Origin of the sequence: Segatella copri, from assembly GCF_019249795.2 — a bacterium.
Taxonomy (GTDB): Bacteria; Bacteroidota; Bacteroidia; order Bacteroidales; family Bacteroidaceae; genus Prevotella; species Prevotella copri_B.
Map to the genome: position 1 here is coordinate 275,461 of NZ_CP156892.1, position 12,812 is coordinate 288,272.

The 12,812-nt window shown below is 42.8% G+C and carries 11 protein-coding genes; 4 read left to right on the forward strand and 7 right to left on the reverse strand.

Annotated elements, in window-relative coordinates; all coding sequences use genetic code 11:
• The 3 genes from KUA48_RS14125 to KUA48_RS14135 all read right to left on the reverse strand — a co-directional run bounded on the left by KUA48_RS14125 (window position 1) and on the right by KUA48_RS14135 (window position 1,344).
• Complete coding sequence (locus KUA48_RS14125; RefSeq protein WP_022120985.1) at window positions 1–300, reverse strand: cell division protein ZapA; 300 nt, start codon at window positions 298–300, stop codon at window positions 1–3.
• An 11-nt stretch (window positions 301–311) separates the two neighbouring features.
• Window positions 312–605 carry a hypothetical protein gene (locus KUA48_RS14130; RefSeq protein ID WP_022120986.1) on the reverse strand — a complete coding sequence of 98 codons (294 nt, stop codon included), beginning with the start codon at window positions 603–605 and terminating at the stop codon, window positions 312–314.
• Between the two features lie 88 nt (window positions 606–693).
• Window positions 694–1,344: a hypothetical protein gene (locus KUA48_RS14135; protein WP_022120987.1), complete on the reverse strand. Its 651-nt coding sequence runs from the start codon at window positions 1,342–1,344 to the stop codon at window positions 694–696.
• 226 nt (window positions 1,345–1,570) lie between these two features.
• Here KUA48_RS14135 and rfbA point away from each other — a divergent pair, with 226 nt between their 5' ends.
• From rfbA to KUA48_RS14150, 3 genes are all read left to right on the forward strand, one after another.
• Entirely contained in the window at window positions 1,571–2,446 is an 876-nt protein-coding gene (gene rfbA, locus KUA48_RS14140; RefSeq protein ID WP_022120989.1) for a glucose-1-phosphate thymidylyltransferase RfbA, read from the forward strand.
• 64 nt (window positions 2,447–2,510) lie between these two features.
• Window positions 2,511–5,054: a polysaccharide biosynthesis tyrosine autokinase gene (locus KUA48_RS14145; protein ID WP_218431663.1), complete on the forward strand. Its 2,544-nt coding sequence runs from the start codon at window positions 2,511–2,513 to the stop codon at window positions 5,052–5,054.
• A gap of 84 nt (window positions 5,055–5,138) precedes the next feature.
• Complete coding sequence (locus tag KUA48_RS14150) at window positions 5,139–5,567, forward strand: BT0820 family HAD-type phosphatase (RefSeq protein ID WP_022120991.1); 429 nt, start codon at window positions 5,139–5,141, stop codon at window positions 5,565–5,567.
• 146 nt (window positions 5,568–5,713) lie between these two features.
• Here KUA48_RS14150 and KUA48_RS14155 read toward each other — a convergent pair whose 3' ends face one another.
• From KUA48_RS14155 to KUA48_RS14170, 4 genes are all read right to left on the reverse strand, one after another.
• Window positions 5,714–7,864 (reverse strand): peptidylprolyl isomerase, encoded by a 2,151-nt coding sequence (locus KUA48_RS14155; protein WP_022120992.1) that lies wholly within the window; start codon window positions 7,862–7,864, stop codon window positions 5,714–5,716.
• Window positions 7,865–8,034: 170 nt separating this feature from the next.
• A complete protein-coding gene (locus tag KUA48_RS14160) occupies window positions 8,035–9,306 on the reverse strand; it encodes a hemolysin family protein (RefSeq protein WP_022120993.1) in 1,272 nt (423 codons plus the stop codon).
• 19 nt (window positions 9,307–9,325) lie between these two features.
• Window positions 9,326–9,952 carry an LPS export ABC transporter periplasmic protein LptC gene (gene lptC, locus KUA48_RS14165; protein WP_371833720.1) on the reverse strand — a complete coding sequence of 209 codons (627 nt, stop codon included), beginning with the start codon at window positions 9,950–9,952 and terminating at the stop codon, window positions 9,326–9,328.
• An 82-nt stretch (window positions 9,953–10,034) separates the two neighbouring features.
• Complete coding sequence (locus tag KUA48_RS14170) at window positions 10,035–11,315, reverse strand: outer membrane protein (protein ID WP_022120995.1); 1,281 nt, start codon at window positions 11,313–11,315, stop codon at window positions 10,035–10,037.
• A 165-nt stretch (window positions 11,316–11,480) separates the two neighbouring features.
• Here KUA48_RS14170 and KUA48_RS14175 point away from each other — a divergent pair, with 165 nt between their 5' ends.
• The gene (locus tag KUA48_RS14175) at window positions 11,481–12,758 is read left to right on the forward strand and encodes a DUF4105 domain-containing protein (RefSeq protein WP_288178424.1); all 1,278 of its coding nucleotides are present in this window, start codon (window positions 11,481–11,483) and stop codon (window positions 12,756–12,758) included.
• Window positions 12,759–12,812: the final 54 nt, after the last annotated feature.

The window sequence follows — 12,812 nt, forward strand, 5'->3', positions numbered from 1 at the left end:
TTATTTCAAAGCGTCTTCAATCTCGGAGGTAAGCTTCTCAAGAATATCATCATAAGGTTTCGTATCATTCCGATCCGATTCCTTCTCATATCTCAATGCCACATCAATGAGCGCCATATACAGGATTTCCTTATCGCTCTTTCTGCCTTTGAAAATCTTGGTATATGAGTTTACAATATCATCTATCAGCTTAGCTGATTTACGATAATACTCCTCGTCTTCCCTAGGTATTCTTACAGAAAGATCTGTATCATAGACGTGTAATCGTATGAGTAATTTATCTTGTTCTTGTTCTGCCATCGTTCCGATTTTTACTTTTCACCCAATAGTGTGATACACTTATTGACATCTCTTATGAGCTTGGCGATGCGCTTCTGAGTAGCTTCCATATCATTGTCAGAAATCGTCATCATCTTCGCCATCTTCAAGCTGTCGTAATCACTCTGCGCTTGAGCCAACTTTTCCTCCAATGCCTTGATTTTGGCATCGCGCTCATCCACCATCGCATAGAGTTCAGCATTCTCCTGCTTGACCTCGTCAAACTTGAGAATCATCTGCCTTACTCTTGTGGCAAACGTATTAATTGTTTTCTCATTTGCACTCATGACTATTATTTTTGGCTACAAATTTAAGAGAATTATTTGAATAAAACAAATATTCTGCTATTTTTTTTCATTTTGGGCGCAACATTTGTTACTTTCCCATCTTCTGCTTTGCCTTTTCTACGTCTTCATCTGATGGACGTGGCTCTTTTTTGGCAAGCATCAATACCTGGAAGGTAAAGTCGGTTACCCATTGCTGGCTGAACGCCAAGCGCTTGTTGAACTGGCGCAACTGAAGCACGGTTTTCAGCACACTGGCATCAGAGAAATCATTCTTAGTGAAGATATCTTCTACAGTTTTAGCAGTCAGCTTGTAAAGTGAATTCTTCATGAAGCTAGGCAAACGGAGCTTAAACTTCATCAAGTTGCCCATCAGCATCATCAGATCCTGAGTGAAGTTCTGGAACTGGATGAGATATATGTTTACATCCTGCAGTTTGTGGCAGTTCTTACGGATACTGGAATCTATTTCCTTAAAGAAGGCATCATCCGTATCATAGATATTCTTCATCATTTTCTTCACCTGTGCCTTTTCGCCAATACCCAGACGGTTGTTGACCGTCGGAACATGCAGACTTGTCTTGAAGACACGCAAGTCTGGCAACATGGCCAAATTGGTGATACCTAACTGAGAAGCAAGTGCAGCCTGAAAGTATACACGGACCAAAGTCATGTAATCTTCCATTCCACCTACCTTTTTATCGTCGTCTTTACGACCGAATAGTTTAGCAAAAATTCCCATTCCTTTATTATTTTATTTTCTATATCTATTTAAATTGTTCTGCAAAAATACAATAAAATCAGTAAATACCCAAATCAAAGCGACGTTTTTTATATAAAAAGGTGCTTTTTTTATCAAAAAATGCATTTTTATGGCTTATGATTTCACTCATTCAACTTTTTTTAGTAACTTTGCCGCGTTTTAAGATAAGACTATTCAACTTTATTATATTAGAAATAGAGAAGATATGAAAGGAATCGTATTAGCGGGAGGTTCGGGTACAAGACTTTACCCTATTACCAAAGGTATCAGTAAGCAATTGATACCCATTTTTGATAAGCCAATGATATACTACCCTGTTTCCGTGCTAATGTTGGCAGGAATCAAGGAGATTTTGATTATATCTACCCCATTCGACTTGCCTGGTTTCAAACGTCTGTTAGGCGACGGCAGCGAATTGGGTGTACACTTCGAATATGCAGAACAGCCATCACCCGATGGTCTGGCTCAAGCCTTCATCATTGGCGAGAAGTTTATCGGTAATGATACAGTCTGTCTGGTTTTGGGTGACAACATTTTCTATGGAGCCGGTTTTACGGGTTTACTCAAGGAAAGCGTAAAAGCTGCAGAAGAAGGACTGGCAAGCGTATTTGGCTATTATGTCAACGATCCGGAAAGATATGGTGTAGCAGAGTTTGATGAAAACGGCAACTGCCTGAGCATAGAAGAAAAACCGGAAATGCCTAAGAGCAACTATGCGGTTGTAGGACTCTATTTCTACCCAAACAGCGTGGTGCAGGTGGCTAAGAACATCAAGCCTAGCGCAAGAGGTGAGTTGGAAATAACAACAGTAAACCAGCACTATCTGACAGAAAAGACTCTGAAGGTAAGAACCTTACAGCGCGGTTTCGCCTGGCTAGACACCGGTACCCACGATAGCCTTTCGGAAGCCAGTACCTTTATAGAAGTCATCGAAAAGAGACAGGGGCTGAAAGTGGCATGTCTGGAAGAAATCGCATTCAAACAAGGATGGATTGACAAAGAACAGTTGCTGAAACTTGCCCAACCGATGCTCAAAAACGGTTATGGACAGTATCTGAAAGAACTAGCGGCAAGCAGATAGCACAGATTCTATCATTTATCTTATACGAATATAAAAAGGTGTAAACACAATAGAATATAAAATAATGGAAGAAACAAAGAACTTTGATTTGGGACGTGATCAAGAGCAGGAAGAGAAGTCATCTATTGACTTCCAGCTGATTTATTCTACTCTTATCCTCAACTGGAAATGGTTCGTTCTATCACTCATTGTATGTTTGGGATTGGGATATCTCTACATACGCCATGCAAGACCGCAATACCAGGCAACCGCCAAGGTACTGATAAAGGATGACGACCAGAGAAAGAACAGAGGAATGGGTAACAGCATGATTCAGAATGCTGCAAACCTCGGTTTTATTTCAAACTCAAATGGTATAGACAATGAGATTGAAATTCTTTCGGCTCAAGACTTGGTTAACCAGGCTGTAGTAGACATGAAATGCTACGTGAACTATTACCATAAAGGAACCTTCAGGGATCAGTTAGTCTATAAAGAGCAGGAAGTCAGCGTTGACTTAGACCTGGCTCATCTCAAGAAACTGAATGCTCCTATCAAGCTTCTTATAGAGAAAACTGGCAGCCAGTATCAGGTAACAGGTTCATACTACATACCTGTAGATGCCTTTTCCTATCAGAAGGATCCTGTAAAGATTGAAAAGACTTTAGCTGGTCTGCCAGCAAGCATCAATACACGTGTAGGAACCCTCTACTTCACTCAGAACGGCAAATACGCATTAAAAGACGGTGAGAGCCTGAAGGCGATTATCGTGTCACCAGAAATGGCGGCTAAGGGCTATACAAAAGCACTGACTGTCAGCCAGACTTCAAAGACTACAACCATAGCCGAACTGGTAATGAAAGATGAAGATCCTCAGCGCAGCATCGACTATCTGAGAACTCTGGTAAATGTTTATAACCGCCAGGCCAACGAGGACAAGAATGAAATTTCTTTCCGCACAGAACAGTTCATCAACCAGCGTCTGGAGAAGATCAACAACGAACTGGGCAATACAGAAGGCCAGCTCGAAAGCTACAAGAAGCGTAACAATGTTGTAGAGATGAAGCTCAACGCAACAGCTGCCATCGCTAACTCAGACACATACGCCCAGAAACTCCAGGAGGCTAACACACAGGTTGAACTTCTGAATGAGCTTGGCAAATACATGAACGAACCTGGCAACAGATATCAGCCTATCCCATCAAACGTAGGTTTGACTGATGAAAGTTCAACAGAACTCATCAACCAGTACAACAAAATAGCCCTGGATCGCAACAACGCCTTGCATGCAGCCAGCGAGACTTCTCCTACAATAACTCCTCTGACCGCACAGTTGGATGCACTCACAACATCTATCAAACGTGCCATGAGACAAGCTAAGCTAGGTATGGAAATCCAGCGTAACAGCATAGCCAAACAAGCTGCCATGTATGCCAACCAAATAGGTAACTCGCCAGAGCAAGAGCGAGTTCTTACACAGATTGGTCGCCAGCAGGAAGTAAAATCTGGTCTTTACCTGATGCTTCTTCAGAAACGTGAGGAAAACTCCATTTCGCTAGCAGCAACGGCAGACAAGGGTAAGGTTATCGATGCTCCTTCATTGGAAGGAAAGGTTAGTCCTAAGAATCCTATCATTATGCTGATAGCACTGGTACTGGGTATCGCAATCCCTGCCGGCATCCTCTTCCTGAGAGAATTCTTCAAGTACAAGATTGAGGGACATGAAGACGTGATGAAACTCACTCAGATACCTGTCATTGCCGATATTCCTGTGGCAAGCGACGCTGCCAAGAAGGAAGGAAAGGCTGATATTGTGGTTCACCAGAATGTAAACAACCTGATGGAGGAGATTTTCCGTGGCTTGCGTACCAACATTCAGTTTATGCTGAAGGAAGGTGAAAAGGTCATGATGTTTACCTCTTCTACATCAGGTGAAGGTAAAACCTTCGTGGCTTCCAATATCGGTATCTCGCTTGCCTTACTGGGCAAGAAGGTTATCATGGTAGGTCTGGATATCCGCAAGCCTCGTCTGGCAGAGCTCTTCGAGATTGACAACCACCATAATGGTATCACCAATCTGATTATACACGACCATAACACATGGGATGACATTCAGAAACAGATTCTCTCTTCGGGCGTCAACAGTAAACTCGACCTCCTGATGGCTGGTCCTGTTCCTCCTAACCCAGGAGAGTTGGTAACCAGAGCAAGCCTTGACGACATTATCAGTCAGTTGAAGGAACATTACGACTATGTTATCCTCGATACGGCTCCTGTAGGTCTTGTAAACGACAGTTTGCAGCTTGGACGTCTGGCTAATCTCTGTGTATACGTCTGCCGCGCAGATTATACTCCAAAGGCTAGTTTCGGCATGATCAATGGTTTGAAAGCCGAGAATAAATTGCCTAACATGTGCTTAGTACTCAATGGCGTCGACCTCTCTAAGAAGAAGCACAGCTTCTATTATGGTGTTGGTAAGTACGGCAAATATGGTAAATATGGCAACTATGGTTCTTATGGATCATACGGCAAGTATGGCAAATATGGAACTTACGGCCAGTATGGCAGCTATGGCAACTATAGCAACAGCCACTATGGCAATGCCAACGACAACAGTATTAAGAAGTAATCAAAAACATACATTCAACAAAAATAAGAGTCTTTCTATCCAGATAGGAAGACTCTTTTAGATTAATAAAAACATTAAGACTATATGGCAACAATTGCAGTAGATTTCGATGGTACAATCGTAACCCACGAGTACCCGAAGATTGGTACAGAACTACCTTTCGCCACAGAAACATTAAAGATGTTGATTAGAGACCACCACAAGCTTATTCTATGGAGCGTACGCGAAGGAAAGCTCCTGGACGAGGCAGTAGAATGGTGTAGAGAAAGAGGAGTTGAATTCTGGGCTGTAAATAAGGATTATCCTGAAGAGAGTCTGGAGAACAATAACCACTTCTCACGCAAGCTCAAAGCCGACTGGTTTATCGATGACCGAGGTATTGGCGGTTTGCCAGACTGGGGGGAGATTTATCAGATTATCACCAACCATACAAGCTATTGCAGAGTACTGAAGCAGAAGTTCGGCGAGCAGCAGGAAGCCCCTAAGAAGAAGCATTGGTGGAGCCGCGGATAAAGTGTTTCTCCAAAAGGATATCCTAGTAAATACGATAAAAGATAACCTGATAGATACAATAAAAGATATCCCAATAAATAAAAAAGGTGTATTGCTCATTGGCAATACACCTTTTTTATTTATTGGAATGAATTTACTAGTCTGAATTAGAAGAACAAGTAGCGGTTATCAACTACATGAGCGTTCAGATAAAGCTCGTTCATGAAGTTACCAGCATACTGCATAGCCTTCTGACGGCACTTCTGCTCGTATGTCTTGTCATCGAACTTAACAGGACGGTTAGTCTTGTTTACAACCTGGAAGAGATAAACACCAGCGTTACCCTTCACAGCATGAGCAGAGAAAGCACCCTTCTTAGTACCTGCAACAGCACCAGAGAGAGCTGGCTCGCTAGCGCCAGTAGCTGCGATGAATACAGGAGCAGCGAAAGTAATCTGGTTTACAGAAGAAACCTTACCGCCCTTAGCCTTAGCAGCTGCGATGTTCTTAACACCGTTCAACTTAGCCTCAATCATCTCAGCCTTCTTATCCTTGAGCACCTCTGCCTTAACAGTCTCCTTGACAACTGCATCATTCAAATCACGATAACCGATATGATGAATCTTATCAAGAACCACAACCAACAGGTGGTTGTTGTCACCACACTCATAGAGAGGTGAAATCTCACCCTCCTTGCTATCGAAGATCCACTTCAAAGCCTCGCGTGTAGAATGGATGTTTGCTACATAGTGAACAGAAGTTGTAATATCCTTCAAGTCCTGAACCTTGTAACCTTCCTTAGCTGCATTCTTCAAGAGATCCTCTGACTTAGGATTAGCACTTACGAAACTAGAGAACTTGTTGTAAGCTGTACGGTAAGTACCCTGCGAGAAGTCGATAGGTTTCTTGATAACGGCAGCAGTATACTTACTGACCATTGCCTTGCGGTCAAGAACCTGAAGAACTACATATCCCTGACCCAGCTGAAGCTGGTTCAAAGAATTGACAGCTGCTGTGTTCAATGTATTGATGAATGTCTTGTTGTCCTTATCCATAGACTGGGCATACTCATACTGCTTGGTAGTCATCCAAGCCTTGTCACCAGTCTGGCCATACTTCTTAGCGATAGCCTCGAAATCAGCACCACCGGCAATAGCGCCCTGAATAGAATCTGCCTTAGTCTTAGCCTCAGCTACTGAGTTAGCAGCAACCTGGATAACACGATACTGTACTGAATCAGGCAATTCCTGCTTAGCTACCAACTTAACGATGTTCAATGTATTGTCACCAGCATTAGCCTTAACAGCAGAAGTAGAACCTACAGCCATAGAATCGAGCTGAGCAGCGATATCACGTGGGAAAGCATCCTTTGAAACAGGAATACCAAGATATGCTACAGTAGAAGCTGACTTACGTACAACCTCTGTAGGATCTGCTGCAGCAGCCAACTGTGAGTGATAACCTGCAAATTCCTTGTTAAGAGCAGCACGGTCTGCATTTGAAGCCTGAACCTCGATATCAACAAACTTGATGTCACGGCTCTCAACAGGCTGTTTGAAGCGTGCCTTGATCTCATCATACTTAGCCTTCAAATCGCTTTCAGAAATCTTTACCTTATCATCCTGGATGTCAGAGTAAGGGAAAGCAGCCAACTGAATCTGGCTCTCTTCATTCTCCTCCTTGAAAGCCATCTTAGCCTCTACAGGGTTTGACAGGAAGCAACCGGCGAGAAGAGCCTGATACTTCTGAGCCAAAGTCTGCTGGCGGAGAGTCTTCTCGATGAATGACCAGTAGTTGTAAATCTTGGTATACTGATCCATCATCTGTGCGTTAGCAGATGGGTTAGCCTTCTGTGCCTTGTAGTCTGCCAAGAACTTCTGGAGAGAAGATGCATCGAAACGACCTGTCTGCTGATTAACGAAAGGAGTCTGCTGAAGCATAGGGTTAGTACCTGTCTTCAAGATGTCCTGAAGCTCTTCGTCGGTCACAGTGAGACCCAACTTGCTAGCTTCCTTAGCGATAATCTGGTTCTGGATGTATGTATTCCATACCATATCCTTCACCTGATTCATCTGCTCTTCAGGAAGATTTTCCTGACCCTGTTGCATTTTAATAACTTCTGAATACTCATCAACGAGCTTCTGGAAATCCTGCACGCTGATTTTTTCGCCCAAAACTTCACCGATCTGCTGGCGCTCATTATTCTTTGCTGAATCGCAAGAGCGGAAAGCTTCCTCGGCAATAAAGGCGAAAAGGCCGAAACTGATGATACAAACCAGTATCACGCCTCTTTTTCTAATTGTTCCTAATGCTGCCATTACGTTTTAATTATTATTATTATTTTTTCCTAAGTTTAGATTGAACCACTTTTGATGCTAGTAGCCAATTGTCTGCAAAAATACAAAAATAATACGAGAAAAGGGAATTTTTTGCTATCTTTTTTGACTATTACCTCAAAAAAAGCAAAAAATTCCCTTTTCCTGCTCAGCTATTTGATGATGTGGAGTTTAACAAGCTCTATTTTACGCGATGTTGACTTGATAATCTTGAACTCAAAGTTATCAAACTTAATCACCTCGTTGAGTTTAGGAAAACTCTGATATTCATGCAATATCAAACCGCCTACAGTCATATATTCATCACTTTCCGGCAGTTCAAGACCAAACATATCGTTCACCTTGTCAATCTCCAATCGTGCAGAAAGGAGATAGTCACCATCATCGGTTTTCTTAGCTACATATTTGGCAGAATCGTGCTCATCTTCTATATCACCGAAGATTTCCTCCACGATATCTTCCAGACTCACCAAACCGCTGGTACCGCCAAACTCATCTACAACGATACCTAAAGACTTCTTCTGCTGCAAAAAAGTCTGCATCAGTTTCTGTGCCTGCATCGTTTCCGGCACAAAAGGAAGTGTACGGATATGATCCTGCCAACGTGAAGGATGATGGAACAGTTCGGAACTGTGAATATATCCCGCAATATGGTCTATATCCTCTTCATATACAATGATTTTCGAATTACCGCTCTCTATGAATTTCTGCTGCAGTTCTTCGAGAGAAGTATTCATTTCAACAGCCTGAATCTCAGTACGGGGCACCATACAGTCGCGTACTTTAGTATCGGAGAAATCAAGGGCATTCTGGAATATCTTCACCTCATCATTAATTTCATCTTCATTGGTAGCATTATCGATACTTGACTGCACAAGATAATCAAGATCTACCTTAGAAAAGCCTTCATCCGCCCCCTCAGTATCCATCTTCATACCTATCAGACGCAGCAGGCACTTACTCAAGAAAGTACTGAACTTACTGATAGGCCACAATACCACATAGCACAGATAAGCTACCGGACTGAAGATAGAAAGCAAGCGGTTCGGGTTAGACTTGAAAAGCGTCTTTGGCAGAAACTCACCTGTAAAGAGTACTATCAGCGTAGACAGAATGGTATCTGCAGGCACCGTAAAGGCTGCATCAAAACCTGCGAAAATCGTATTGTCGAAAAGACGGGCTATCAGGATACCATAAACTACAAGGGCTATATTGTTGCCCACGAGCATGGTACTGACAAAGCCATTCGGATGATTATAAAACAAAGATAACAGTCGTTGCGTAAGGCCGTTTTTCTCCTTATCCATCTCCGCCAACATACGGTTGGAAGAGACGAAGGCAATCTCCATTCCGCTGAAGAATGCAGAGAAGACCATTGTAATGAGAATGCCTACGACTAAACTCATATCCACCTGTTCATTCATTATATCTTTTTCTTTTTAATTAGTGCATGATAGGAATCGTAGTGGCTCTGACTGGTGTAGCCGGCTGACGGAAGTTATTCTTGACAGAATCAGGCTGGCTGCTCAACGTATCGGCACCACCACCACCTCCTGTCAGGTCTCCCTTTTCAAAGCTACCCTTCGAATTGCTCACATAATAGCGCGTCATCTTTTCATCACTCCAGAAATGAGAACCCTGTAGCGTTCTTTCAGGAGTAACAAGTTTACTGAATACGTTACTTGACAATTCGTGCTTATTCTGGTCCCAGGTAAGTTGCTCACTATTGAAGCGCAAACCATCTTTGGTCAGGATACTCACCCTACCATAAAGTTTCCATATCTTCTGCTGATCATAATAATAAGCTGTATCACACTGGATATAACTATTAATATGGAATTTCTCATCAAACTGCTCCAGCAAAAGTCCCTTATCAAAGATCCACAAAGATGGATTCTTGCTGGTATTCACCTCCCACCGTTCTGTTACGATGCGATATTTCATAACTCCCGAGTCGCTTACCAATGTATTTACACCATACGACGTCATCATCGCCACCGAGTCTTGCGGACGGATGGCGGGCGCAGTATGTTCTACCTGGTTCTGGCAACCAGCCAAAATCAGGAACATCAGGATACCGACAACATAAGAGCCTTTTATTCTATACATTATTATATATAGATTCTATACATTATTATATATAAGCGGAAGATTAATCCATCTTCCACTTCTTAAACCAATCCTCGTTGAATGTGAATCCGATATTGATACGGAAAGAATTTTCCTTAATCAGATCCTTAGCCGAACTCTTCACCCACTGACCGCTGATATTCAGCATAGAGCGGTTGTTGTAAGAGTTCATGATAGGAATACCGAAACCGGCACTTACAGAGATTTCCTTCGGACCATCAACACCATTCATCTTATAATAAGGTGTGGCGTAGCTGGCACCTACACGATACTGAACACGCTTGAAGAAAGCACGGCTGCGCTCTCCATAGCAATACTGGGCACCGAGATTGAACTTGCTTCTATCCTTGTAGATACCATTTTTCAAGGCGTAGTTGGTTCCATCGAAACTAGGATAACCCAAGCTACCCCACTTCTGCAGACTGTAATCAAAGCCAACCTTCCACTGGTTGTTATGATTCCACATCACACCCGCACCAATCATGGTAGGCAACTTATAAGCCTTGTCAATAGAGTAAGCAGTGGTATCGGTAACACCGTTCTGGGTATCATTAGAAATGATTTTCATATCAGCAGAAGCTCCCAGACCATGTCCTGGTGAGAAGGTGACACCTACGGTAGCCCAATCTTTCTTTGAGAACTGATGGGTATACTGTACACCGAAATCAACCTTATAGCTGTTCACCTGCATAGAATAGTAACGGGTGAGGGTCTTGTAATAAGAATTGCTGTAGCTGTTTGCTACACTTCTGTCTATACTACCCCAGAGATATGAGAAGTTGGCACCTACGGCCAAGCCCTTGACCGGTTCCCAACCCGCACCGATGTATGCCTGATGCAAACCACCATCGCCAGAATAAGTATTAGTATAGTAAGCTTCCTTGTCAGCATTCACCCATTCTGATGCAGAATAATTATAGCCAACATTGGTAAAAGGAATGATACCGAAGCTCATACCTACATGTGGCAGCAAGCGGAAGCCTGCAACAACATACTCAAAATTTGAGTTATTGGCATTCTTCTTCACACCATTCTCTTCAAAATTTGTCACCTGACCAGAGATACCGGCATCAAGGATGAAAGTCATAGAATCAATCGAAGCATAAGATGCAGGGTTGAGATAGTTTACCTGATTATGCTCATGAAAGCCGAGACCGACTCCATTCATACCGCGATTAAAACCAGAAGTCTGGTCTGACAAGATGCCAAGACCATACTGGCTGTATGGCGAATTAGTACCACTTTGGGCATTAACCATAAGGGCTGAACCCAACAATAGGGTTGCTAAAAAAAGCTTTCTCATTCTTTAATAATCATTCAAAATTATATTCAGAGTGCAAAAGTATTAAAAAAAATCTAGAAAAAAGAAGGATAATTGAAAATAATAAGGTATTTTTGCATCGTGAAACGTTTTAAGCATATTTTTAGTGCCATTTTAGCAGTAATTTTAATCAATTTAACTACTGAAGTGGCTGCACAGGATTTTTCAAGAGACAAGGACTCTGATATTTCTGTGCAGAACAGTCGTGTCAATGAAGAAGCTACTGCGTGGCTCGATTCTGTTGACATTTCTCTCCTGACTTGCGGACCAGGTCAGGAGGTGTGGTCGTATTATGGACATACCGCTCTACGCATCCAGAACAAAGCTATGGGAACGGATGTTGCCGTCAACTGGGGTATGTTCAGTTTTAACCAAAGTTGCTTCGTACTCCGTTTTGTTTTCGGACTCACCGACTATCAGATTGGCATCTACCCGATGAGCGACTTCATAGCCGAATATGCACATGAAGGCAGATGGGTAAGACAGCAGCGCCTCCGTCTCTCCCGCACAGAGAAACTGGGAATTCTGAGAAGCATCGACAAGAATGCACAGCCGGAGAACCGCGTATACCGCTACAATTTCTTCTATGATAATTGTACGACCCGGGCACGCGAGATGATTCTCTCCAACATTGGAAACCAGAGTACCAACTTTAAAGATATCCCTACCCCTTCTACCTACAGGGAAGAGATTCACAAACTCAACGGACAGCACCGCTGGGCAAGATTCGGCAATGACCTCCTTTTGGGTTGTCAGGCAGACCGCCCTATCACACAAAGAGAATGGGAATTCTTGCCAGACAATCTGAGCAAAGACTTTGCCACAGAAGGAAGAACCGACTTTATTGATGCATCTCAGACTGCAGACGGCAAGACCAATGCAACAAGTGCCAGCGGCTATATCACTCTGGTAGATGAAACATCCGATATTATCCCAGCCCAGGCACAAATAACAGACGATGCTCCTGTTACACCACAAATGATAGCCATAGCTCTGGCAATCATCATCATAGGAACAACGGTAAGAGAATGTGTAAAAAAGAAAAACTACTGGTGGTTTGATGCCATCCTGCTTGTTCTGACAGGATTACCGGGACTGATTCTCTTTACCATGATCTTCTCGCAGCATCCTACTGTACAGATAAATTTCCAGATTCTGATACTGAATCCGCTCAACCTCATCTTTGCCTGGAAGACTGTCAAGAGGATGAAAGCAGGTCGTCAGTATTGGTATTTCGAACTCCTGGGATGGCTTCTGCTCATTGCCCTGTTCATGCAGATATGGCAGAACTATGCTGAGGGTATGAGTATTTTGGCACTTTCTTTGCTAGCGAGATACTGCGTCAAGTCGACCATGATGGATTTAAGTCCAAACAATTATGGTTTGCAGAAGCATATCGTAAAGAAATTCAGAAAGAATAAATAGACATTAAAATATACGTAAGGAAACGATTGGTACAACATCGTTTCCGAACAGAAG

What these genes read in the sequence shown, in the direction of transcription:
- KUA48_RS14125 (WP_022120985.1), bottom strand. Translation starts at nt 300, where the DNA reads ATGGCAGAACAAGAACAAGATAAATTACTCATACGATTACACGTCTAT.
- KUA48_RS14130 (WP_022120986.1), bottom strand. Translation starts at nt 605, where the DNA reads ATGAGTGCAAATGAGAAAACAATTAATACGTTTGCCACAAGAGTAAGG.
- KUA48_RS14135 (WP_022120987.1), bottom strand. Translation starts at nt 1,344, where the DNA reads ATGGGAATTTTTGCTAAACTATTCGGTCGTAAAGACGACGATAAAAAG.
- rfbA (WP_022120989.1), top strand. Translation starts at nt 1,571, where the DNA reads ATGAAAGGAATCGTATTAGCGGGAGGTTCGGGTACAAGACTTTACCCT.
- KUA48_RS14145 (WP_218431663.1), top strand. Translation starts at nt 2,511, where the DNA reads ATGGAAGAAACAAAGAACTTTGATTTGGGACGTGATCAAGAGCAGGAA.
- KUA48_RS14150 (WP_022120991.1), top strand. Translation starts at nt 5,139, where the DNA reads ATGGCAACAATTGCAGTAGATTTCGATGGTACAATCGTAACCCACGAG.
- KUA48_RS14155 (WP_022120992.1), bottom strand. Translation starts at nt 7,864, where the DNA reads ATGGCAGCATTAGGAACAATTAGAAAAAGAGGCGTGATACTGGTTTGT.
- KUA48_RS14160 (WP_022120993.1), bottom strand. Translation starts at nt 9,306, where the DNA reads ATGAATGAACAGGTGGATATGAGTTTAGTCGTAGGCATTCTCATTACA.
- lptC (WP_371833720.1), bottom strand. Translation starts at nt 9,952, where the DNA reads ATGTTCCTGATTTTGGCTGGTTGCCAGAACCAGGTAGAACATACTGCG.
- KUA48_RS14170 (WP_022120995.1), bottom strand. Translation starts at nt 11,315, where the DNA reads ATGAGAAAGCTTTTTTTAGCAACCCTATTGTTGGGTTCAGCCCTTATG.